This window comes from Pseudoalteromonas sp. SR43-3, assembly GCF_014163875.1.
Classification (GTDB): domain Bacteria; phylum Pseudomonadota; class Gammaproteobacteria; order Enterobacterales; family Alteromonadaceae; genus Pseudoalteromonas; species Pseudoalteromonas distincta.
In genome coordinates, this window is sequence record NZ_JACJEC010000006.1 from 197565 (window position 1) to 222140 (window position 24576).

24 protein-coding genes are annotated in these 24576 nt (G+C 40.1%); 8 read left to right on the forward strand and 16 right to left on the reverse strand.

Annotated features, from left to right (window positions below):
* Positions 1-22: 22 nt before the first annotated feature.
* Both H5088_RS10245 and H5088_RS10250 read left to right on the forward strand, forming a co-directional pair.
* Positions 23-259 carry a helix-turn-helix domain-containing protein gene (locus tag H5088_RS10245; RefSeq protein ID WP_024591386.1) on the forward strand — a complete coding sequence of 79 codons (237 nt, stop codon included), beginning with the start codon at positions 23-25 and terminating at the stop codon, positions 257-259.
* A gap of 218 nt (positions 260-477) precedes the next feature.
* On the forward strand, positions 478-1335 hold the full coding sequence (locus tag H5088_RS10250) for a transposase (protein WP_259397740.1): 858 nt from the start codon (positions 478-480) through the stop codon (positions 1333-1335).
* Between the two features lie 32 nt (positions 1336-1367).
* On the opposite strand, the gene H5088_RS10255 is transcribed toward H5088_RS10250, so the two are convergent.
* The 9 genes from H5088_RS10255 to H5088_RS10295 all read right to left on the reverse strand — a co-directional run bounded on the left by H5088_RS10255 (position 1368) and on the right by H5088_RS10295 (position 10642).
* Positions 1368-3575, reverse strand: a complete 2208-nt coding sequence (locus H5088_RS10255) for a hypothetical protein (RefSeq protein ID WP_165744872.1) — start codon at positions 3573-3575, stop codon at positions 1368-1370.
* Between the two features lie 601 nt (positions 3576-4176).
* Entirely contained in the window at positions 4177-4908 is a 732-nt protein-coding gene (locus tag H5088_RS10260; RefSeq protein ID WP_002963060.1) for a MauE/DoxX family redox-associated membrane protein, read from the reverse strand.
* 28 nt (positions 4909-4936) lie between these two features.
* Positions 4937-5449 (reverse strand): DUF305 domain-containing protein, encoded by a 513-nt coding sequence (locus H5088_RS10265; protein WP_010388415.1) that lies wholly within the window; start codon positions 5447-5449, stop codon positions 4937-4939.
* 133 nt (positions 5450-5582) lie between these two features.
* A complete protein-coding gene (locus H5088_RS10270) occupies positions 5583-6101 on the reverse strand; it encodes a DUF411 domain-containing protein (protein ID WP_002963058.1) in 519 nt (172 codons plus the stop codon).
* Between the two features lie 10 nt (positions 6102-6111).
* Positions 6112-6600: a DUF4440 domain-containing protein gene (locus tag H5088_RS10275; RefSeq protein WP_002963057.1), complete on the reverse strand. Its 489-nt coding sequence runs from the start codon at positions 6598-6600 to the stop codon at positions 6112-6114.
* 23 nt (positions 6601-6623) lie between these two features.
* Positions 6624-7517 carry a CopD family protein gene (locus H5088_RS10280; protein ID WP_182752806.1) on the reverse strand — a complete coding sequence of 298 codons (894 nt, stop codon included), beginning with the start codon at positions 7515-7517 and terminating at the stop codon, positions 6624-6626.
* Positions 7518-7528: 11 nt separating this feature from the next.
* The gene (locus tag H5088_RS10285; RefSeq protein ID WP_010558009.1) at positions 7529-7936 is read right to left on the reverse strand and encodes a copper resistance CopC family protein; all 408 of its coding nucleotides are present in this window, start codon (positions 7934-7936) and stop codon (positions 7529-7531) included.
* Between the two features lie 22 nt (positions 7937-7958).
* Positions 7959-8822: a copper resistance protein B gene (locus H5088_RS10290; protein WP_002963237.1), complete on the reverse strand. Its 864-nt coding sequence runs from the start codon at positions 8820-8822 to the stop codon at positions 7959-7961.
* Positions 8819-10642 carry a copper resistance system multicopper oxidase gene (locus H5088_RS10295; protein WP_010388409.1) on the reverse strand — a complete coding sequence of 608 codons (1824 nt, stop codon included), beginning with the start codon at positions 10640-10642 and terminating at the stop codon, positions 8819-8821. Before H5088_RS10295 ends, H5088_RS10290 begins: the two co-directional genes overlap by 4 nt.
* 166 nt (positions 10643-10808) lie before the next feature.
* Between H5088_RS10295 and H5088_RS10300 the strand changes: the two genes are divergently transcribed.
* Positions 10809-11495 (forward strand): heavy metal response regulator transcription factor, encoded by a 687-nt coding sequence (locus H5088_RS10300; protein ID WP_010388408.1) that lies wholly within the window; start codon positions 10809-10811, stop codon positions 11493-11495.
* Complete coding sequence (locus H5088_RS10305; RefSeq protein WP_010388405.1) at positions 11485-12882, forward strand: heavy metal sensor histidine kinase; 1398 nt, start codon at positions 11485-11487, stop codon at positions 12880-12882. The genes H5088_RS10300 and H5088_RS10305 overlap by 11 nt, the downstream gene beginning before the upstream one ends.
* A 313-nt stretch (positions 12883-13195) precedes the next feature.
* Here the strand turns inward: H5088_RS10305 and H5088_RS10310 are convergent, their stop codons facing one another.
* From H5088_RS10310 to H5088_RS10340, 7 genes are all read right to left on the reverse strand, one after another.
* The gene (locus H5088_RS10310) at positions 13196-16309 is read right to left on the reverse strand and encodes an efflux RND transporter permease subunit (protein ID WP_182671364.1); all 3114 of its coding nucleotides are present in this window, start codon (positions 16307-16309) and stop codon (positions 13196-13198) included.
* 53 nt (positions 16310-16362) lie between these two features.
* Positions 16363-17301 (reverse strand): efflux RND transporter periplasmic adaptor subunit, encoded by a 939-nt coding sequence (locus tag H5088_RS10315; protein ID WP_182752807.1) that lies wholly within the window; start codon positions 17299-17301, stop codon positions 16363-16365.
* Entirely contained in the window at positions 17298-18620 is a 1323-nt protein-coding gene (locus H5088_RS10320; protein WP_182671362.1) for a TolC family protein, read from the reverse strand. Before H5088_RS10320 ends, H5088_RS10315 begins: the two co-directional genes overlap by 4 nt.
* Positions 18621-18693: 73 nt before the next feature.
* Positions 18694-19089, reverse strand: a complete 396-nt coding sequence (locus tag H5088_RS10325) for a hypothetical protein (RefSeq protein ID WP_182671361.1) — start codon at positions 19087-19089, stop codon at positions 18694-18696.
* A gap of 87 nt (positions 19090-19176) precedes the next feature.
* Positions 19177-20061, reverse strand: coding sequence for a cation diffusion facilitator family transporter (locus H5088_RS10330; protein WP_058549644.1), 885 nt, complete (start codon positions 20059-20061; stop codon positions 19177-19179).
* A complete protein-coding gene (locus H5088_RS10335; RefSeq protein WP_058549645.1) occupies positions 20054-20413 on the reverse strand; it encodes a DUF3703 domain-containing protein in 360 nt (119 codons plus the stop codon). Before H5088_RS10335 ends, H5088_RS10330 begins: the two co-directional genes overlap by 8 nt.
* Positions 20410-21045, reverse strand: coding sequence for a cation transporter (locus H5088_RS10340; protein ID WP_182752808.1), 636 nt, complete (start codon positions 21043-21045; stop codon positions 20410-20412). The genes H5088_RS10335 and H5088_RS10340 overlap by 4 nt, the downstream gene beginning before the upstream one ends.
* Positions 21046-21126: 81 nt before the next feature.
* Between H5088_RS10340 and cadR the strand changes: the two genes are divergently transcribed.
* From cadR to H5088_RS10360, 4 genes are all read left to right on the forward strand, one after another.
* Positions 21127-21516 (forward strand): Cd(II)/Pb(II)-responsive transcriptional regulator, encoded by a 390-nt coding sequence (gene cadR, locus H5088_RS10345; protein WP_182671357.1) that lies wholly within the window; start codon positions 21127-21129, stop codon positions 21514-21516.
* A gap of 474 nt (positions 21517-21990) precedes the next feature.
* Positions 21991-22407 carry a LexA family transcriptional regulator gene (locus H5088_RS10350; RefSeq protein ID WP_182671369.1) on the forward strand — a complete coding sequence of 139 codons (417 nt, stop codon included), beginning with the start codon at positions 21991-21993 and terminating at the stop codon, positions 22405-22407.
* Positions 22392-23651 (forward strand): Y-family DNA polymerase, encoded by a 1260-nt coding sequence (locus tag H5088_RS10355; protein ID WP_182671368.1) that lies wholly within the window; start codon positions 22392-22394, stop codon positions 23649-23651. The genes H5088_RS10350 and H5088_RS10355 overlap by 16 nt, the downstream gene beginning before the upstream one ends.
* Positions 23652-23731: 80 nt before the next feature.
* Positions 23732-24412, forward strand: a complete 681-nt coding sequence (locus tag H5088_RS10360) for an HNH endonuclease (RefSeq protein WP_182752809.1) — start codon at positions 23732-23734, stop codon at positions 24410-24412.
* Positions 24413-24576: the final 164 nt, after the last annotated feature.

Sequence of the window (24576 nt, forward strand, 5' to 3'; positions counted from 1 at the left end):
ATTTTGCCTTGAGGAAAATCAGGTGAGTGATTTAGTTAAACATTTTGGTGAAAAACTACGTGAAAAACGCAAAGAAGCAGGCTATTCGCAAGAAGGTTTTGCCGCCTATGTAGGTATAGAGCGTGGTAACTATGGAAAAATGGAAAGAGGTAATGTGAATATTAAGTTAGAAACATTATACAAGCTAGCTAATGCGTTAAATTGTGAATTTGAAGACATAATGCCACCAAGATTGATGTATAAACTTAACTTAGATTAATTAAAAGTACATCCAAGTTCTGCGAAATCAAATCAGGGCTTCTTAAGGATCTTTGCTCATATTCTACTGCCGATAGGTCACCATTCGGTGTATGAAACCGTTCTAAGTTGAAATAGTACATATTTGCCGTTACATCATTTCTCGTATCCTAGCGGCATTGTTTGCGCTACTTATAAAACTGTGGCCAAATTTTATTGACCACTACAAAGTCAGCAGCTATGCGAACGCTGTCTCAGCTTGTTGAATATCGCCGAAGTTTAGTGCAAGACAGTGTCGATTTATCCAATAAAATAACAGCGACATTAAAGAATTATTACCCACAGGTACTTGAATGGTTTAAAGAAAAGGACACGTATATATTCTGCGACTTCATTCAGAAGTGGCCGTCACTCACTGCGGTTAAAAAAGCAAGAAAACAGACTTTACTCGACTTTTTTGAGAGTCATAACTCACACTATTCCACGGTCAATAATGCACGATTAGACAGTATTAAGAATTCAATGCCATTAACTCTGGATGAAGGCGTCATTGTGCCTAATCAAATTCTCGTTGAAGTGCTTATTACGCAATTTAAAGTGTTATTAAAAGGTATTGAAAAGCTCGATAAAGCAATAAAATCGGCTTATAAAGCCCAGCAGGATAAAAAGATATTTGATAGCTTACCCGGTGCAGGTCCACAACTCGCCCCACGTTTACTTGTTGCTTTTGGAAGTAATCGTGCGCGTTACAATGATGCTGCAGAGCTTCAAAAGTACGCGGGTATAGCGCCTATTATTGAGCGCAGTGGTCAAAAGATGTGGACTCATTGGCGTTATAGTTGCCCCACTTTTTTAAGGCAAACATTTGTAGAATGGGCAGGCTTTTCTATTCGTTATTCATTTTGGGCTAAAGCGTATTATGAGCAACAAAAAGCCAAGGGTAAGCCGCACAACAGCATTATTAGATCACTGGCATTTAAATGGATAAGGATTGTATTTAGGTGTTGGAAAACGAATACACCCTACGATGAATCAACGTATTTAGCAGCATTAAAACGCAGAGGCTCACCACTTTTAAAATTTGCAATTAATAGCTAAATTTTACTAGTCGTCCACCTCAGGGCGTGTTGTTATAGGGCTGGCTCACTTTCTTGGGGAACAGACACAGCAGACTCTAACTCTAATATTTCTGAATACAACGTGGTCAAGTGTTCAATAGTTAAATCTAATATCGGTTCATACATAAAAGAATTAAGGTGAATATTAGAGCTGACAGTAATACTAACTTTCTCAAGGGTTTTGATAGCATTACTATCTGGCAATTCTTTTACATATGACTTTATTAATGCGCCAAATTGATTCTTTGATTGACACCAATAAGCGTCGTTTTCTTTTATTTTACGCATTTCTTCAATAAGAAAAATTTCAGAAGTCATTCTAATAGCAATTGATAAAAGAACTTTATCCTCTAAATTAAGGCCATCGTGATTGGCCCTATTCTTGATCTCGTTAGCTTTAGAAAATAGTAATTCTTTAAATGAATTTGTATTGTTAGTTGGGTAGGTTGTGCCAAATAATCGATTATAAATTTCATAATACTCCCCAATTGTGATTTGGGAGGTATCTTCTTTCCAGTGAAGCAAGCTAGTCAGCTTTAAGTAGTCAGGATCATCTTCACCTTTTATGTATTCAAGAAGATTTCTTGTAAAAGGTACAGTTGCGCATAAGATAAAATCACTACTTGTTATGTGCTCTTTCCACTTACCAATAAAATAATTTTTTATACCTTCAGCTTTTGATAGTTTTATGCCATCAGCCGTTCTACTAGCCATTAAGCATCTTTCATAATGTACGAAGCTATTTGATAAAGTCCTGAAGAAATCAAAATTATGGGTCAAAATTAATTGTGAAAAATACTCTACTTTTGATATATCCTCAAGATATTGAACAATTGCATGCTTATTCTTATAGTCAAAAGAATCCGCAACGTCGTCAATAATAAAAAGTGTTGGCGCTGACTTCCTTTTTCTATCTTCGACTTCAAAGATAAAATTAAGAAGATAGAGTGCACGCTTCTCTCCTTGGCTTAAAGACTTTATTTCACTTCTGGTACAATCTATTCGATCATCACCATCTTTAAACGTGAATTTTAATTTTGCTTTATCTTTTCCTAAAGCAGCTTCAACTTGGTTGAATAGTGACAAAGTGAATGGCATATCCACAAAGCGGTTATTAAAAAGCTCTATAGCTTTAGACCAATTCGGTGCTTCTGTTGCTGCGTCTAATTCGATTTGTCGTAGCTCAGTCTGATTGGCAGAGAATGCTTCTAGAAATACGTCAGTATCTGGACTGTTTTGAATATAAAAAGCCCACAAGCTCCTCTTGAATTCTACTTGATTCTCAGGCTTAACATTATGTAAAAGCAAATCAACTTCTGTTGCGGAAATACTTTCCAATAATGAAATCAACGCTTGAGTTTGCGCATTTTTAGATAAGTTACCTCTTAACTTTTTAAGCTCAGCATCACTGTCGATTGATTCATGCACAATTTTCATCTTTTCTTGAAGCTCTTCGTAATCAATTGAAGAAGCATCACCTTTTAGGTGAACTTTATGCCCACCTGCAAAGTACCCTTGGTTGTTTAAGGTGTTAAAAGAAGTATCAGCTTTTACAGGGTTAAAAACTCCGCGACTATAAATAGAACCTGTCTGATTAAAAAGCTCTTGATATCGTTGATTAAACTCATTAGATTTTGATAAAAATTCAGGACTCTCTAATATCGCAATAGCTTTAGGGTCAAAGATATCATTATAAATAAAACTTCCTAAATCATCTCCAATGACAATTTCTTTTGCTAACTCTATCGCTCTTACAAAATCATCTGCGTGAAAGTCATTTATCAGTTTATTTTCGACATCATCTTTTTTTATTTTTGATTTTTTTTGGAGTGATGTACCAAGCTTTGATTTCAGCTTATTAATATTTGAAATTAATGAGTCATATCTAGCCTTACTTTCCTGATTAATAAGAATATTCGTTACAGCTTCATTATCAGAGTTTATTTCTATTTCAGATTTAAGAACGTATATTTGTTCCTTTTGGATATCGACATTATCAACTTCAACAATACAAGTTGTTTGGCGATTAAAACGCTCTTCTTTTGGTTTTTCACCTTTTGATAAAGCATCAAAAGTTCTAGAAAACGATGTTTTCATCAATCCATTTGGGGCATAGATTGAGTAAGCTTTAGCTTTTCCTCGGGCATTCGACAAATCAAAAGCTTCATCTAATGAAGAAATACCGTAACAGTTTTCAAGACGTACTTTAAGGTTATCCATAACTCATCCTTTTAATTATTCACTGAGGGTAGGTTAATCATCTAGCCCTATAACAGCTTATTGAACACCATTTTAGCGGTTCATAACACACTAAAACGGCGTATATTTCATACCCTGATAATTTCACCAAAAATTACTTTTGTAAACGAGTAATTAAAATAGCTAGGAATTGATCTTGTTATTTTGCACCAAAACGGCGTTTAATAATGTTGTCGCACAAAATTAGCCTTCTACTCAAATAAGCAGGAATAAATTTAACTTTTTAATGTCCGCTTATCGCTCTAAGCGGACTAGAAAAATTTCACAAAATTTATTAATTAAATTTATAAATTCTTAAACACTAGGATGATTAAAAATTTATTGCCAAAAGAATTCTGGAATCAAATTTAGATTAGATCTATTTAATAAAATTAGAGGGCTAGTGCTTTTTTAAATCATGCAATTGATAAAAAACTTTAGTCTCGTTGTAACTTCAAGATACCTTAGAGAAGCCAGAGCAAATTGATGGCATTTTAAGTTCAGGCAGAACCAGACTCAACTACTGAATCTGGTTCGTGCTATAAATAAGCTCGTCATCATATTTTTAAATTAAAGCTGTTATTTACCTAACAAACATCCAAATACCGGCAGCTATCATAAATAAGTTTTCTGTTAGAGAGATAAACCCTAGTGGTACGTTACTGTCACCGCCTACACACGCACATTTTAACTCTCGTTTATCTATATAGACTGCTTTTATCACTGAAACAGCACCAACCCCACCTATGAATAATGAAATAGGGGCAATAATATAGGCTGGTAACCCGGCTATCATTCCAATGCCAACAAATGCTTCTAAAAATGGGTAAACATAAGCGTACCTGACTACTTTCATAGCGACTAAGTCATAGGTTATAAATGAATTAGTAAAGCTAAATAAGTCTTGAAGCTTTTGTATTGCTAACACTGCCATTGTTAGGGCTACAAACAGTTCAGCGGTTTGCATTGATAATAAGCTATTATCCGATGCAAAACTAAATGCCACACTAAGCAAAAAACTAACCGAAAAAATCGCAATCACGGGCGTGTAAGTTGTACCTTCTTGGGCTGCTTGTGGCTTATTAAAGTAATCACGTAAATCGTCGTAGCCACCTATACGTTTATTATCAATAAATGCTTGAGGTGTAGTTTCTACACTGTGTTGTTTTTTAAATTCATCTGTTTGCTCTCGAGAAGTTAAAAGCTGATCATCAACTGTATATCCCTCTCGCTCTAGTAGGTCTTTCGATTTTAAACCAAACGGACAAATATGCTCATCTGTTGCCATTCTAAAAAGTTGGGCTGATTTACTCATGCTTTACTCCTTATGTTATGCGGTTTATTTATTTATTTGAATTGAAATCTGGAACAGCTCTTAATTGTGCTTGAGCATTGGTTTGTGCAATGCCGTTTTGCTCTATATCTTTTAGGAGCCATTGCATTTCTTTTATTTCTCGCTCTTGGGCTTCAATTATATTTGTAGCAAGCTTTTGAACGCGTTTATCTTTGATTTTTGCCCTGTCACTGGTGAGTATGGCAATTGAATGATGTGGGATCATCGCCGACATCCATGAGCTATCATCAACAGTCACTTGTGAGCGAACTAAAAATAAACTTCCTGCAAATACGGCAACACTAGCAATGAGTACTGTTATATTTTTCTTTTTATCTTTATACATATTGAGCATGAAAAGTAGCATTATCACTGCCATCGTGGCTCCCATATAAAGCGCCATATAAGTACGAGTTTCACTAAAATAAACATGACTAAGTTGGTAGGTGTTCAAATACATCAATACAAACATGGTTATTGTGGATGTTGCTATCATTAAAAAAAATTTTGAATAGTGTGACATTGTATTGCTCCTTAAAAGTTTTGTATTTTGTTTTTACATGTGAGTAATTTTTACACTATCAAGCTCACAAATCAGTGTTTCCTGTTGTGTAAAATGGGTATTTAACAATTAAATCAAAAATTATGCCGTTAGGCTAAAATTGCTCGCTGGATTTACTTATGTATCTGTAGGTTTCTTCATTTGAGTTGTCAGTGAGTAGTTCAATATTATATTTGTGAAATATACCCTCCATTTCCATTCCGGGAGTGCCAATAGGCATGGCTGGTACACTTAAGCCTGTAATGTGCGGAGCGTGTTGCCCAGATAAAAACTGTTTTATATGTTTAACGGGAACATGACCTTCAAATACAAATCCATCGGCTGACACGGCTGTATGGCATGAGCGCATATTAGGTTTTATTTGATACTGAGATTTAATCGACCCCATGTCATTAACGTTAATTGCTTTTGTTTGAATATTGTTTTCACTCAAATGAGCAATCCACTTATTACAACATCCACAATTTTTACTTTTATAAACGGTAAGCTCAATTTCAGGTTTTTCTGAATTTTCATAGATTATTGATGTTTTATGCTGTTTTTCGATACTCATTGCCGAAAATGACATAGTTAATGATAAAAAAAACGCTGAGGTAATGTAGATTACTCGCATTGTTAACTCCTTAATTAGACCAGTGAATATGAGTGATTTTCCAACCTTTATCGGTGTTTTTTAATGTGATTGATTCCATTCCCGTAGACTTAATATCTTTCCCTTTATACTTTCCTTGAGTTTTACTTCTTGAAATTGAGTAAGCTATGTCTCCATTTGTGTGAACTTGATGCTCTAGCAGTTCACTATCAACTGCACTTAAGAATTTCATATCCGCTATCATATGATGGTTCGCGTATACATCTGCAGAACGCTCAACAATTCCGCCTTCAAAAATGACGACATCGTCGGCCAGTAATTTACGGGCACCTTTGGCATCGCCTTGTTTTAGGGATGCATGAAATAAGCTAACTGCCTTTGCAGCTTCGCTATCAACATTAACAAAGACCCAGCCTTTTTTTGTGTGCTCTTCATGGGTGTGTGCGTTCACAGCAAAAGAACTAACAGCGCTAAAAATTAGTAGCAATAAAATTTTTAAATTAGAGGATTTAATTAACATACATTTTCCTTTTTTATTAATCGTTAAATAGGCGGACCAACAAGTGTTGTAATAAGTACAAATAGGGCAATTAATATTTCAACAGTGATCGAGCGTTTTAATATACTTATATGGTGTTGTTGAGTGATTTGCGGGACTAAAAAAAGCTTATGCCATGCACCTAGTAACAGCATCGCGCTGACGAGTAACAGCTTTAATAAAATTAGTTGCCCATAATTTGATGTAAACAATGCAGAAAATGACTCTAGGTACTGCAGGAGCAGAGTTAAGCCCGAAATAAGTAGTACAAATACAATAACAATAGCGAGTTGACCAAAGTAATGCATTAACCGCTTTACTTCACTGGTAGGTAGTAAAGTGCAGCTTTTGTAAAGCGGCCACAATGACCCTAACCAGCTCGCAATGGCAATAAGGTGAAAGGTTAAAATACTTTTCACTAACCCATTTTCATTTGCACTGTGCCCAGTAAAAGTGAAGCTATAAGCGATAAACCCAAGCATGATTAGTATAACGGCAACGTTTTTATAACCTGCTACGTTATCATCTGATTCCACACTCCACATACATGCGCTAATTAGAGCAATAATAAGCGCTGGTATTCTAAACGTTGCTTGGTCACCTATGACTGATTGCCAAACAATTTCAAGCATAAAGGGGTCAAACATTCCCATAAAGCCTGATTCAGCCATTGCTCCAGCTTCTATTGGTACTTGTAAAAGTGCAGCAATACTACCTGTAACTACACACGTAATTTGCCAACGTTTTAAGAACTGATAAAAGCTAATTAAGTGATGCCCTGCAACATTGCTGTTGCCACACATAAAGCGCATTAATAAAGTGCCCGCAAGCCCTGAAATTGCGATATAGCTTGCTAGTTTTAATAATAGTAAGAGTACTGACCATTCACTTAATTGCATTATGTTGCTACTTAATGATTATGTTTGCTGTGGGTATTAGATTGTTCTTGCATCATCTTATGCGATTCACTTTTGTGTACCATAAATCTAAACGTGTCGGTCATTTTATGTCCATCACCACCCAGTGCTGTCCATTTAACCGTGTAAGTGCCTTGGACTAAGCTCGGCAATGACCAACTAAAGTCTGTGCTTGGGGTAGAGCTTGGTTTGAAATCAAAGTTTATTGATTTATTTTTTTCATCTTTGATGATGACTTTTGCTAGCCTTACTTCACCACCAAAAGTTAACGAAAGTTGCTCTGGGCTTTTCATTAACATGGCTTCTTGCGCAGGTGTTGATTGCTTGAGTGATATATGCGCTGATGCGGAAAATGTAAGTACTAAACCTAAAATAGCTACTGCAGAATTAAAAAACTTCATAATTACCTCTTATTTAAAATGATTAAAACCAAAATTTAATACCCGTAACAAATGCGGTGTTGTTGCTACTTTGTCCACTTGATGTGGCATAGTCGGCGGTATTGCCAAATTTATTGCTCCATTCAACGCCAATATAGGGCGCAAACTGGCGTGTAAATTCATAACGAACCCTAAAGCCAATCGCGCTGCTTGATAGGCCACTTCCAAGTTCGTTTTGTTTATCGTTTTTGCCATAAAGTGTAATTTCGGCTCGCGGTTGTATAATTAGCTTTTGCGTGAGTAATAGTTCGTACTCTGCCTCTAACGTAAATGCGGTATTGCCTCGCTCACCTACGTATGCTGTCATATCAAGTTCAAACCAATAAGGGGCTAAACCTTGTAAGCCAAAAGCCAACCATTGCCGATTTTCACCTTCTTTATTGTAATCAAGACGAACACCTGCTTGAGTATCCCAATATGCTGATACGGCGTGACCCCATAAAATATCGGTTTGGTTTTCTTCAATACTTCCTTCGCTGAAATCACCCTCGGTTTTAATTACCAATCGATCAAAGGTAGTGCCGTACCATGCTTGTAAGTCAAATACACCTGCGTTTGCTTGCTCGTTATATTCAAGACGATCGCCTAGTAATGCGTAAAATGGATGCTCATCAGCGAGTGTTAATCGCTCATTGCCCTCAAGCGCATATGGGCCTTCTGTTAAAGTTGTTCCCGCAGAGTAAGCATGGGGGTCTCTTGCATCTTTAGGTGCACTTCCTCCTTGTGGTTGCATCTTAGCGCTATTCATTTGTGCCATTTCACTTTGCGCTAATAAAGGGAAACTAATTAATGAAGCCCCTGTTAACATTAATAAACCTAATGATTTAGATAGTTTTAATTGTTTCATGATACGACTACCTCTCTAAACATACCGGCATCCATATGGAATAATAAATGGCAATGCCAAGCCCAGCGACCTACATCGTGAGGGGTGGTTAAAAAGCTGATTCTTTGTGCGGGTTGAACAGGTATCGTATGACGTCGCACTTGCACATCACCTTGCTCGTTTTCTAAATCACTCCACATACCATGCAAATGCATAGGGTGCGTCATCATGGTATCGTTTTGTAAAATAACTCTTAAACGTTGGTTATGCTTCATATGCACTGGCGTGCTTTTACCAAATTCTAAGCCATCAAATGACCAGCTATAACGCTCCATGTTTCCGGTTAAATGCAGCTCAATTTCAGCTTCTGGCTCTTGCTGGTTAGTGATCCCTTCAAGTGAGTGTAAATCTGCAAGTGTTAAAACACGACGACCATTTTTACGTAAACCAATACCAGGATCATCAAGATTTGTTCTAGGCATATCAACGCGCATATCAACTGAAGCTCCATACTCCGTTTTTGCATGACGCACTTTAGAGCTGGCAACCGCTAATGGGTTTTCAGACATACCATGTTTGCTATGATCCATCGCCATTGCACCGTGGCCCATAGCGCTATGATCCATTTCTTTAGAGTTCATACCTGACATGCCTGCCATACCAGCCATTGCAGAGTGCTCACCGCCGTGGGTCATATTGCCCATCATATCGGTCATCGTTAACCATTCAACAGGGTCAAGTGCAGGTACTGGCGCATCAATATTAGGCGAGCTTGATAAAGTTCCTTTTGCGTAACCAGAGCGATCCATACTTTGAGCAAAAATCGTATAGGCATCATTTTTAGGCTCAACAATTACGTCGTAGGTTTCACCAGGGCCGAATCTAAATTCATCAACTGTCACTGGTTCAACGTTTTGCCCATCTGCTTGTACAACCGTTAGTTTTAACTCGGGGATACGCACGTCAAAAAAGCTATTACTAGAGCCATTAATAAACCTTAACCTAAGCTTTTCACCGACTTTAAATAATCCACGCCAGTTTGCCATTGGAGTACTACCGTTCATTAAAAAAGTCATTGCTGATGCAGATAAATCAGCTAAATCTGTAGGATTCATTCGCATCTGATTCCACATTTTTCGGCGCTGTAGAGCATTTGAAATACTGCTGCTTGAAACGTCATCGAAAAACTCTGGGACAGTGGGTTGATTGAAATTAAATACATCACTCTGTACTTTTAATTTACGGAACAGCGCCATTGGGTCATCATCAGTCCAATCAGATAATTGAATAACATGCTCGTTATCTGCACTAATAATATCGTTTTCTCGCGGTTCAATAATTAATGCACCGTACATGCCTGTCATTTCTTGAAAGCCACTATGTGAGTGATACCAATATGTACCGCTTTGTTGCAGTTTAAATTTATAAACAAAGGTTTCGCCCGGCATAATGCCTTTAAAGCTGATACCTGGTACGCCATCCATTTGATACGGTAAAATAATGCCATGCCAATGAATTGAACTCGGTACTGATAACTTATTTGTTACTCTAATAGTAACGTCATCGCCTTCTTTGAGGCGCAAGGTAGGAGCGGGTATAGATCCATTGATAGTTGTCGCCATACGTACTACGCCAGTAAAGTTAACCGGCGATTCATCTATAACCAGATCAATTACTTCGCCGCTAAGTTCGGGCACAGTGCCTGTTATTGTTCCTGCTACTAAAGATGATGCAGCATGTAATACACTCGGAAAAGCAGCAAGTACACCTCCTGCAATTAAGCCTTGAACAAATCGTCTTCGTGGTGTGCTAACCTGTTGTGATGACTTTTTAAACCCCATTTCCTTACTCCTTCATAGCAGAATATGTATTGAGTATAGAAAATAGACCTGTCTTCAACATGACGCGAACATTACAAAGTTGTAATCTTGGTGTCATGTTGCTGTAGTGACAGATACTGCATAATATTTGCAGAGGTAGTTGTTAGGACTTTAATGAAGGAATTGTATGCGCTTATTAGTTGTTGAAGATGAAGCAAAAACGGGAGATTATTTAAAACAGGGACTAAGTGAAGCTGGTTTTCAGGTTTCTTTGGCGCGCAATGGTCTTGACGGTCATCACCTAGCAATGACCGAATTATTTGATGTAATAATACTTGATGTCATGTTACCTGACGTATCCGGTTGGAAAATTTTACAGTCGCTACGTGAAGCAGATAACAAAACCCCAGTACTATTTTTATCTGCTCGCGATAGCATAGACGATAGAGTAAAGGGGCTCGAACTTGGTGCTGATGACTATTTAATAAAGCCTTTTGCTTTTGCTGAAGTTTTAGCAAGAGTACGCACTCTTATTCGCCGTGGTGCAGTACAAACAGTTGACGATATACTGATCGTTGCTGATTTAGAAATGGATATTCCAAAGCGAAAAATACAACGTGCAGGCAAGCGTATTTTATTGAGTAATAAAGAGTTTAGCTTACTTGAACTATTGTTACGGCGCGAAGGTGAAGTACTGCCACGTTCGTTAATTGCTTCTCAAGTATGGGATATGAATTTTGATAGCGACACCAATGTGATTGATGTTGCCATTCGTAGGCTAAGAGCAAAAGTTGATGATGACTTTACTATTAAATTAATTCATACAGTTCGCGGTATGGGCTATAAATTAGAGGTTGAAACTGATGGCTATTAAGTCACGGCCTTTATCACTTACGATGCGTGTTGTGTTGTTTGTGGCTGTAACCGTTATTGCGTGCTTAACTTTAGTTGCCACCTTAATAAATAGTTCGATAAAACATCATTTTTTCCAGCAAGATAGTAGTGAACTGCATGTTATTAATCAATCTATTGAATTAGTTTTAAGACAACACTATAAATCAAACCTGAAATTTAAAAATGAATTATCTAACGCTGTAGCGGGTCATCACGGTGTTTACTATCAGGTAAATACCGCAAAAGGAGATCTCATTTTTCAAAGCTCTGAACGAGATTTTAGTGATTTTGTAATGAGTGCTAAGGCTTCAACTGGCTTTAACCGTAACAACATTACCTCATGGCAAAATGATACCCACACCTACCGAGCTCTGGTGAGTAATTTAAGTACTGAGCAACAGCAATACAAAATTACTACAGCGATAGACATGAGCTTTCATTTACACTTTCTCAATCAATTTCAACAAAGCCTTTGGGCCATTATGTTTGGCTCAGCGGTACTCATTTCATTGGTGGCTTGGTTTGCTGTACATCAAGGATTAAACCCTTTACGAGGTTTAAGTCAGAAAATACACGATATCCAAACTAATAAAATGGATGTAAGGCTCGATGAAAATAAAGTGCCTATTGAGCTTGTTAATATGGTGCAGTCGTTTAACTCAATGCTCGACAGGCTCCAGGGTGAATTTATTCGCTTATCAAATTTTTCTAGTGATATTGCTCATGAACTACGAACTCCACTAACGAATATAATTACTCAAACACAGGTTGGATTATCTAAAAAAAGGCAGTTGGAAGAGTATCAAGAATTATTATTTTCTAACTTAGAAGAACTCGAGCGATTAACGAAAATGGTTAGTGATATGCTTTGGCTCGCCAAAACTCAAAACGGGCTAATTAAACCAGTTCAAAACACTCTAAAAAGCCATGATGAAATTGAAGTGTTATTTGAGTATTTTGACGCTTTGGCTGAAGACTCATTGATTGCATTTAATAAAAAAGGTCAAAACCTTTGTTTTTATTGTGACAAATTACACTTTCGTCAATTATTATCAAACTTACTATCCAATGCAATTAGGTACGCTCCAAAAGGCTCATCAATCACTGTAAACAGTGAAATGACCACCGCTGAAAAAATATGCATTTCAGTGATTAATACAGGGGAGAGAATACCTTCTGAGCATTTACCTTATTTATTTGACCGCTTTTATCGACCTGATAAGTCGCGGCAACGACACAGTGACGGAGCAGGTTTAGGGCTTGCAATAGTTAAAGCTCTAGCGCAAGCAAACGGTGGAGATATAGAGGTCAGTTCAAATAATCAAACTACCAGCTTTAAAGTTTATTTAAATTTAGTTAAAAGCTAATTATTAAAACCAATAACTCAATGTTTGCTTGTAGCTCTTTGGCGAAGTTCAGCTAAGTGCCAATTGCAGTTGTTGAGCAGAAATTCTCTGACGGTCTGCTTTGAGCCTATAAGCGGACAGTCGAACGTTAGACCTGACTGTTAAATTTGTGTCATTTGCAGATCATCATTCGACCTTGATTGAATTGGTGGTAATTGTAGTATTCCGGACAATCAGCTTCTTATTGGTGAATATACAGTTCAGTAATCATTTTCAGTTGTTTTAAATTTCCAGACGAAGAGCACCGTATTTTCTGCAATACGGTGCCCAACATTCACTCCTTAGTTAATTTCGAGTGCATCATCCGATATAAAATAGGCAAAACGACCAATGTTAGGATGGTGGACGAGATGATCCCGCCAATCACTACCGTTGCAAGCGGTCTTTGCACTTCAGCGCCAGTCCCGACATTCAGTGCCATGGGGATGAAACCTAAACTTGCTACCAGTGCCGTCATCAGAACCGGACGCAATCTTGTGATAGCTCCATCAACGATTGAGTTAATCAAGTCACCTGTTTCTAGTACTCGCTGTTTAATAAATGACAACATCACTAAGCCGTTTAGTACCGCAATACCAGAGAGCGCAATAAACCCGACTCCGGCAGATATAGACAGTGGCATGTCACGCATCCAGAGTGCGAAAACACCTCCTGTTAAGGCTAAAGGCACACCAGTGAAGATGATCAAGGCATCACGAAATGAGCCAAACACCACCACTAGTAACACAAGTATCAGGAAAAGCGTGGCCGGCACCACGATAGACAGTCGCTGACTGGCACTTTCAAGCTGTTCAAACGTGCCGCCATAATCCAGCCAGTAGCCTGCTGGTAGAGCTACCTGTTCGGTTATTTTGATTTTGGCTTCGTCAACAAAACTCCCCAAGTCGCGCTCTCTGACATTGGCGGTAACCACGACTCTGCGCTTACCGTTTTCTCGACTGATTTGATTGGGAACAGACGAATAACCCAGCGTAGCGACTTCTGATAACGGCACAAATTCCCCATCGGACGTAATAATAGGAGTGCTGTCAATGGCATCTAAGTTTGTGCGGATACCTTCATCAAATCGCACAAGCAACTCGAATCGTCTATCTCCCTCAAAAATTAAGCCTGCGGTATTACCCCCGATAGCTGACGCCAACCACTCCTGTAAATCGGCGACGTCCAATCCATAACGTGCCAACTCGACTGGCTTGGGGTTAATAGTGAAGATAGGGATATCATCGACCTGTTCAAGTCGTGCATCCGCCACGCCGTCAATTGATTGCAAAACTGTTAAGATGTCGTTTGCAGAGGCAACAAGCGTGGTTAAATCATCTCCGAAGACTTTTATACCAAGATCAGCCCTTACCCCACTAATCAACTCGTTAAAGCGCATTTGGATAGGTTGGGTAAACTCATAGTTATTACCTGTCACCGCTTGTAAGTCTCGCTCAAGGGTTTCCACGAATTCAGCTTTTGATAGGTCAGGATCAGGCCATTGCGCTCGTGGTTTTAGCATCACAAAGGTATCGGTTACGTTGGGCGGCATCGCATCGGTAGCTACTTCTGCGGTACCGGTTTTCGCAAACACTGTGAGTACCTGTTCGTATTCCATCAAGGTAGATTCAAGTGTTTTTTGCATTGCGACGGCTTGTTCAATACCTGTGCCCGGTATTCGCATGGCGTGCAGTGCGATGTCTCCTTCGTCAAGCTGGGGAACAAACTCAGAGCCTAATCGCGTTGCCAACCATAAGCTGCCCACTACCAGCACGACTGAGCCGAAAAGCACTATCCAGCGTAATTTCAGTGCAAGATTAATGATAGGACGATAGGCGGATTTAGCTGCAACAATAATGAAGCTTTCTTTCTCACTGACTTTACCTGCCATAAACATCGCGACTGCCGCCGGTACAATGGTAATGGAGAACAGCATCGCTGCTATCAGCGCCATGATGACCGTTGCCGCCATTGGTTGGAACATCTTGCCCTCAACGCCTGTCAATGAGAACAGCGGGATATACACGACAGTAATAATCAATACACCGAATAAGCTAGGACGAATGACTTCGTTGGTCGCTTGAAAAACCAGTTCTAGCCGCCCTTTTAGTGGCAAGACTCCACCTGTGCGTTTCTGAGACTCGGATAACCGCCTGATACAGTTCTCTACGATGATCACCGCACCATCGACAATTAATCCAAAATCCAATGCCCCAAGGCTCATTAGGTTGGCAGACACACCGGTATTGACCATCCCAGTGATGGTCGCCAACATCGCTAGCGGTATAACTGCCGCAGTGATGAGCGCGGCGCGAATATTGCCAAGCAATATGAACAAGATCACTATGACTAATAACGCACCTTCCACTAAATTCTTCTGAACCGTTTCGATAGCTTTATCGACCAGTAGGGTACGGTCGTAGACTGGCTCAATGACAATACCATCAGGCAAGCTGGATTGAATGTCCTTCACCTTTTTGGCTACGGATTGAGCAACGGCTCGTGAGTTTTCGCCGACTAGCATCATTGCTGTACCTAAAACGGTCTCTTCACCCTCCTGCGTTGCCGCACCAGTTCTCAGCTCCTTACCAATAGCCACACTGCCAATGTCTTTCACCGCAACGGGGACAGTATTAATGCGTTTTATTACCACATTTTCGATATCGCTAAGTGTTTGAAGTTGACCTTGTGAGCGCACCAGTATTTGTTGCCCATTTCGCTCAACAAACCCCGCCCCCTGATTGGTGTTGTTTCGCTCCAGAGCACGATGGATATCGCTTAGACTAATGTCAAAATTCAGCATAAGCTGTGGTTCAGGATTCACATGGTATTGCTTAACATAGCCTCCAATGGCGTTGACTTCAGTGATCCCCTTAACCAGTGCGAGCTGCGGTTTTACAATCCAGTCGTGTATCTCGCGAAGCGCCATTGCATTGTAAGGCTCACCATTTTTTTGCATCGCATTTTGCTTGGCTCGCAAGGTATACATGTAGATTTCGCCCAACCCAGTAGCGATAGGTCCCATTTCAGGCGCTAACCCTTCTGGTAGCTGACTTTTGATTGCGCCTAATCGCGTATTGATGAGATTACGCGCAAAATACAGATCAGTGCCTTCATCAAATACCGCTGTTACCTGAGACAGGCCGTAGCGTGATAAAGAGCGGGTGTAGGACAGGTCAGGTAATCCCGCCAGTGCTGTTTCTACTACGAATGTGATCCGCTGCTCGGTTTCCAAAGGCGAATAGCCCGGTGCTTGTGTATTGATTTGCACTTGCACGTTAGTGATATCGGGTACCGCATCGATAGGTAATTTTTGATAACTGAATATCCCCATGCCCAGCACAAGGAAGATCAACATCAGCATTATCCCTCGTCGCTCTATGGATAAACGTAATATGGATTCAATCATGTGTTCGTCCCCCAATAACTGAGACGCATGACCAAGTAAATAGCATTGAGTTATTAGTGGTCATGACCGGCCTCCGACTTTTCTAAATCGGCTTTAAACAGGTAGCTGTTCTGGCTGACAATCACATCTGCAATGTGCAGACCTGATAACACTTCAATATTGTAGTTATCTTGTTGACCTAAGGTAACGGGCACGGGACGGTATTCATCACCTTCTTTGACAAACACGACAGAAGCCCCTTCAAACTCTTGAATCGACGCTTTAGGCACCATCATGGCGACATCAAGTTTGTTGATTGTGACAAGCCCTTTGATAGCCGCGCCAACCGGCCACTGACCTGAGGTATTAGCTATTTTGGCATACGCCAATACATACGGTTTTTCATCTGGCGAGGGTAAGATATGCTGGATAGTGGTTTCTAACGATGAGCCTGCCACACTAAGTTGAACACTTTGCTGCTCTGCAATATCAGAGAGCTGTTGTGGGAAGACTTTAAGCTGTGCCCACACGTCATCATAGTTTGCGATTGAAAATAACACTTGGCCATTAGATAACTCGCCTTCATTGGCATGTCTGGCAATCACGGTGCCTGAAAACGGCGCGGCAACGGGATAACTTTTCAGGCTTTCGTTGGATTCAACTACCGCCAGTGTCTCGCCTTTTTTAACTTTTTTACCTAAATTTGCATTGACCTTGGTCACCATACCGTCGAATCGTGCACGCACATGACTCAGTGAAGCAGGGTCGGTCACGATATTTCCGTAGACAGTGGTGGTAATATTGAGACTACCCGTTTGCACACTTTGCGTCATTACGCCCATTTTTTGCGCCATGCTATCTGACATGAATACGCGTTCATCCTTATGGGCTTCCTCTTTACCATGTTCGCCTTCTGATGCTTGTATTGTGGTGCTTGAAAAAAATCCCAACGCACTGCAAACAATGAAAACTAACAGAGCGTTTTGCTTCTTATTTAATATATTTTTGTTCATTTTGTTTTTCTCGAAAAAGAGGTGTTGATCGTATCCACAAGTGGCTGTGCAGTCAGTGATTCGATATCTGCACCGCGCTGATGAGCTTGCTTCGCTGATTGAATTAAGGCTTGTTTGGCATTGAGTAGTTCTTGACGTGTACTCACCCATTCAAGGTAGCTGAATCGACCGTTGATATAGGCTTGTTCTACTAATTCCAGCGCTTGAACTAAGGGTGGGATAATAGAGTTTTGCAGTGTATGTACATTGAGCAACGCATTGTTTCTGACCATCAAGGCCATATTTAGCTGATGGTATAGGTTTTGCGTCGCTGACTCTTTTTGTTGTTCCAGCTGTGCCTGAATTGCTCGCTGCTTTTGGTACTCGCCAAGATTTCGGTCACCGGCAAACAGAGGCATACTCACGCCTGCTACAAAGGCTGTTTCATCTATGCCATTCATGCGCCTGATACCGGCCGTCCAGCTTAAATCCGATTGATTAGCTGCTTGAGTAAGGCGGACTTGGGAAGCCTGCAATCTCGAACCTTGCGTATAGACCTCAAGATTGGGACTGTCCAATAGAGTGGTGAAAAGCGCGGTTAACGAAGGAGACGATTGCAGCGCAAATAAGTCACCCTCCACATCAGTAAAAGTGGGATCTTTTTCCCCCCACATAATAGCCAGACTATTTATCATGCCTTGCTTAGTTTGCTGTGCCGTCACCACATCCAGTCTAGCTCTTGCTAGCGCTGCTTCAGCGCGTTTCTGTTCAAATGCAGGGGAAGCACCTGCATCCACGCGTCTTGTGACAGCCTGATAGGTATATCGAGCAAGTGTTTCTGCCTCTTGTTGCGCGTCAATTAACGCTTGTTGCGCCAATACATCGATGTAGCGACGTGTCACTTCAGCCAGTACATCCAAGGTGTGCACTTGTTTTTGCGCTTCGACTAAGGTGGATTGCGCCTTAGCAAACGCCTTACGTGAGTTGAGTTTATTGCCCAATTCAATGACCGACGACAATGTGAGAGTCAACTCGGTGTCCTTAATGCCAGAGACCTCGCCTGTTCCTAAGAAGTTTTCCATTTCAATGCCTACGTTGAGGGCTGGTTTGAGAGAAGCAGTTTTAATTTCTCCCTCAATCGCTTGTTGCCTATATGTGAACTCATGCAACTCGGGTGAATTCGCTAATGTTCGCTGTATGGCGCTTTGCAAGGTCATTTCGCGATTGGTGATACTGTTTGTTTGTGCTACTACCACGGTGTGTGTTGTCAAAAGAACAAGCATCGTGAAAATCACCCAAGCGTGCACACGCATAGGGCGACTCAATGAAAAATGCATCATTGTTTTATTCCTAAATTATCAAAAAAATATATATCGCCAAACTGTTGGCGAACGGTGTTTGATTAGTTCAGGGTTATGCTTTAGGTGGGCGTAGTAATTGCGTGATCGGTGCATCTATTACTTTTGATAAGTAATAGAAATTGTGATGGGTGGCAACAGAATCGAGTTCGATACCATTGGTGCTTACAATCCATTGGGCATGGGTTCCGTGACAATGGCCACAGTGGTGGCAATCAGCAGGATTGTGAGATTTATCTACGGGGACGTTATCAGCATCAGGTTGTTCGCTAGATTTTAGTTGAACCTGCGCATGTTCAGTAGCGATGTTATCGCCCAATTGATGTTCGTGTATTTCATTTAGATGTTGTGAGTCGACAGTATGAGAATCCAATGTATTGGCGACAGCAGAAAACGACTGAAACAAAATCAGCGAAATCAGCAGGTAACTTGTCACCCTTACACTAAACATATCTATCTACTCTCATCTTTTTCATATTAACAGGTAATCGAACTAAGACCAATCGACCAACCTAAACAAAGTATTTCAATCATTACATTACTCATCACGACAATCTTCATTGGCAAATTCAATTTCAATGGTAGTGTGCACAAAATCAAACTCATCAAGACCTTGGCGAAGTTCGTCTTTAAGTGTTCTCAATTGAGAAACCGAAACATCTTGTTTCAACTCCACATGTGCCGTCATGACGCTATGTTCACCGTCCAAAGACCAGATATGAAAATGATGTATATCCGCCACATCATCAAATGACATGAGTACTTTACGCACTTCCTCCATCTGCTTAGCATCGGGCGTGGCTTGCAGGAATAACAATAAGGTTTCTTTTAGATTTCTAACTACATTGAATAAAATGAATAACGTGAAGCCAATGGATAAGATAGGATCTAAAATTGGCCATGGCTTAAACATCAGCACGATCGATACGATCAGCACTGCCACCCAACCCAAAACATCTTCAAGCAAATGCCAGTTTAAAATACGTTCGTTTAAGGAATTCCCTTCGCTAAGTTTATACGCAGCAAATCCATTAACGGCGATGCCAAAAATTGACAGGAGTATCATGCCTTCGACTTGCGGCATTTCGGGTGCAGAAAGCCTTGGGATAGCTTCGAATAAGATCCATATTGAGCCAGTCGTTAACACTAACCCGTTAATCAATGCACCAAGAAGTGAAAAGCGTTTATAGCCATAGGAAAATGTATTGGTTGCTTGTTTATCACTGAGTTTATTTAAGCCCCAAGCGGTGCCAATGGATAAACTATCGCCCAAATCATGCACTGCGTCGGCCATAATAGCCGTGCTGTTTGTCAGCCACCCGCCGATAAATTCAATGATAGTGAACACGACATTCAAGAAAAATGCCCAGCCAATACGTTTTGATGCGCTGTTATCACTGTGACTGTGGTTATGATTATGCATGGTTGATTTTGTCCAATATCGCTTGATTTTCAGCACTGATTGGCAGTCGCTTAAAGGGGCTGATGTCAGTGCCACCTGTATTCCCTTTAGGTACAAGGCCGATAGCTGTTTTGGTTGCAGCACCAACTATTCTTATTACTTGTCCAAAAACGGCTCTCCAATCTTTGTTTAGAAGACCGTGTCGCAGCATTTTACAATGAATTAAACAATGATAATAAGTAGAGTGCTGACCAATTACATGCGCATCCTCCAGCGCTGCAAATGCCTGCCTCTCATTATTGTTAGACATTGCATCTGAGTAATCTGTTAATTTGGAATCGATATGTGGCTTAACCGCTTTGTTGTATGTCATAGTGGATCACCCGCTTTACCTTTCTGTACTTCGCTATTAAGTACTTCCTGCTTGGCATCTTTGAGGATCATCCACGCTCCGCGCAGCACGACAATCGACACAATACAGCCGATAACCAAATCCGGTACTCTGCTATCAAGCCATACCACTAAAACTCCGGCGATAATGACACCCATGTTGGCGATGACATCGTTGGCCGAAAAAATCCAGCTGGCTCGCATATGTACTTCGTCGTTTTTATGATTACGAATGATCACCAAGCAAACGACGTTTGCAATTAGTGCAATGAACCCCATTCCTATCATTAGTGATGAGATAGGCTCACTGCCCAAGAATAACCTTCTGGTAATATCAATAAGAATAATTACGCCCAGCAATAGCTGAAAGTAACCACTGATTTTCGCAGCTTTGGCTTTGTGAAGTATAGATTTGCCCACAGCATAAATACCTATGCCGTATACAACGGCATCCGCTAGCATGTCCACAGAGTCTGCTATTAAAGCAGTAGAGTCAGCCAAAATACCCACGGTCATCTCAACGAAAAACATCGTCGCATTGATGCCGAGCAGCCAATACAGAACCCGTTTTTGTGAGGCATCTTTGATTTCCACTTCACAGCCGCAACCACTCATTGTTCAACTCTTATTCCCAAAACTATAGGTACAGTGTAAAGTCTATACCTAGTATAGAGTCAACAACACAAAGGCACGTTTATGAAAATAGGTGAGCTATCAAAAAAAAGTGGGTGTTCTATTCAGACGATCCGTTTTTATGAAAAACAGGATTTGTTTGAGGCTTGCAATCGCAGTGAAGGCAACTACAGAATTTACGACGCATCATCGTTGAGAGCACTGCGATTCATTAAACAATGTCGCTCATTAGATTTGACCATAATAGAAATTAAACAGCTGTTGGATACAAAAAATAATCCCGATAAAAGTTGTTCTAGTGTGAACAATTTGATCCATCAACATATGGTTGACGTCACGCATCGCATTGCAGAGCTTGAGGAGCTAAAGGCTACCCTATCTGAGATAGCCTCGGCATGCACAGATGATAGAAAAGTTAAAGAATGTGGGGTATTGCAGTTGCTTGAAGAGTGATACTTATATCTACAAGTCTTGTAGTTTACGTTTGCCTAAGGTTTCATAATTGTACATGGTTCGCTAATTGATATTAGATAAAGAATAAATAGCTATGTCCGCATTTTTGGGCTAAGCAGTCGTTCGACTGAGGTAGGTCGAATGTCCGTTGATCGCTCTTTTGAGGCATTCGCCTCAACACGTTTTGGGGCAAAAACGAGTTTACCCCTCTTCCGCTTTCTTATAGTTTGCTCAAAAAACCGCCTTTATATTAATAACTAAATAGGCTTTTAGGCCAGTCTTTAATTAAGATTATTCCACAGAATAGTTTTCACGAAACGGTGACACCTCATTAAAGATGATATCTCGATAACTCATTGTTTTGCTGAAGTAAGAACGATATTAGCTTAGTTAAGCTCTCATTTAACATTTAAATTTCTTGGTAAGCGTTGCAAGCTGAATTATACTGTACAAATAAACAGTGTAGAGGTGCGTATGTTTGTTATTCCAATTTTTATAGAGGCCGGTATTACAGGATTTGAGTCTCCTGCAGCAGAATATACAGAGCTTGGAATTTCACTCGATGAACTCATAATAAAGCACCCTAATGCGACATTTATCGGTTTAGCATCGGGTGAATCAATGCAAGATGTAGGGATTTTCGATGGTGACTTACTCGTTGTAGATAGAGCTGAAAATGTGAGTACTGGCGATGTGATTGTTGCGAGTTATAACGGGACTTTTGTGTGTAAAATAATAGATAAAAAAAACCGTTTACTCATTTCTGCTTCTAAAAACTATCAGTCTGTTTATATCTCTGAAAATGATGACTTTAAATTAGAAGGTGTTGTTACTTCGAGCATTCGTCTTCATAAGAATAAAGCCGAGCTGAGTCGATGTTTGCCCTCGTAGATGCTGTTGCTTTTTATGCGAGTGCAGAAAAGGTCTTTGACCCCTCTATTCGCTTTAAACCAGTTGTGGTTCTAACAAATAACGATGGGTGTATTTGCGCCATATGCCCTATTGCCAGAAAGCTGAACATTCCAAAATTTCAGCCTTACTTCAAAGTTAAAAACTACCTAGAACAACATAATGTGGTTGTTCGCTCATCAAACTATGAGCTGTATGCTGATTTGAGCGATCGAATGATGACGGTTATAAACCGCTTTTGTGATGACCACTATGTTTATAGTATCGATGAGTCTTTCCTTCGTTTTACTGGCTTCACTAAAATCATTGATGATTGGGCCGACTATGGACAAACAATACGCCGTGCTGTTTGGCGTGAAACCGGTCTACCCGTTGGTGTTGGGTTTGGTACGACACCTACGCTAGCTAAAGCCGCCAACCATGCAGCTAAAAAGCTGTCCGGCTATAACGGTGTTGCAGTTATTAACGATGAGCATTCTCGCCAAGCAATACTGACGCGAATGGATGTCACTGATGTATGGGGCATAGGCTCCCGTTTAGGAAAGAAACTTAAATTCATGGGGATTAACACAGCTTGGGAGCTCGCTTGCCAAAATCCTAAGGCCATGAGAAGAATGTTCAGTGTTGTCGTTGAGCGAACAGTCAGCGAATTAAACGGTATCGCGTGTTTAAGTTGGGATGAAGTAAAGCAGAATAAAAAAGAGATATACTCTACAAGAAGCTTTGGTGAAAGAGTCTGTGATATAACAACACTAAAATCAGCTCTCGTTACGCATGCTGCCATTGTTGGCCGCAAACTGAGGGATCAGCACTCTTTAGCAAAACGTATCGTTATATTTGCTGCCAGCTCACCTCACGAAGAATTTTATTATAAAAAATCACTTCTATATGAGTTTCCCATACCGACATCGGATACCAGTGTTATGGCTAAAGCCGTCTCTGACGTCATAAATGATATTTTTAAAGTAAATACGCGCTTTTATCGCTGCGGTATTGGTGCAATAGAATTAGAGAGTGAGATATTCCAACAAGCTGACATGTTCTCTGTCAGTGAAGATAAACCAAGGATGATGGAGTGCTTAGATGCTATAAATAAACGATATGGCGTGGGCACTTTATCAATCGGCAGTGAAAAGCTTACACAAACGTGGAATATGAAGCGTGCTTTCTTATCACCTCACTACACAACACGTTGGTCAGACATCCCCATTATAAAATGCAATTAAATCGGTTATTGTATATTTATCAACCATAGCTTTAGACAGTGACGTTATTGGTTAAATAACGTCAGGTATAAGGAATTTTAATGAAAGCGCTAATATTAATACTAACTTTGATGGCCTCCAGTAGTGCCTCAGCTCACAGTGGTCGAACGAATTCAGAGGGTTGCCATAACGATAAAAAGCGAAACGAGTATCACTGCCATAGCAGTAAAAGCAAGCCAACATCCAGTTCGCCAAATATAATTAAACCAGTGCCAAAAGGCTTCGCAATTGGCTCGCTTACTTATAATAGAAAAGATTGGCCACATTGGGTTGATGCCGATAATGACTGCCAGGATGCAAGAGCTGAAATACTCATTAGAGATTCAAAGTCACCAGTTAAATTTAAACGAAATAAGCCCTGCAACGTTTCTTGGGGTGAATGGATAGACCCATACACTGCTCAAACATTTTATAAAGCCTCAGATATCGACATAGACCATATTGTACCTTTAGCCCATGCCCATGAAATGGGGGGTAAATACTGGACTCGAGATCAAAGAAGAGCATTTGCCAACGACTTTGAAAATCTCTTAGCTGTAGAAGACAACGCAAACCAATCTAAAGGCGCTCAGCCACCACATAAGTGGATGCCCCGAAATAAGCACTTTCATTGCGATTACCTAAATAAATGGAAATACATAAAAGGTAAATATGGGCTCAAAGAAAGTTTTAACGAAAAAACGTTTATCAACAATCTAATTAGTTCAAATGGTTGCAACTAAAAACATATGCGCCTAACGTAGACATCTCTAATTTGTAGTAGTGTGATTACCAAGGGATTATGTCGGTCTAATTACCGAGCGACTTTGTCGTAAATAGCATATCAGCCAGTTACTAAACTGGCTACCTTTTATGCCGATTCAGCCAGAGCATTAGATTTTTCGAC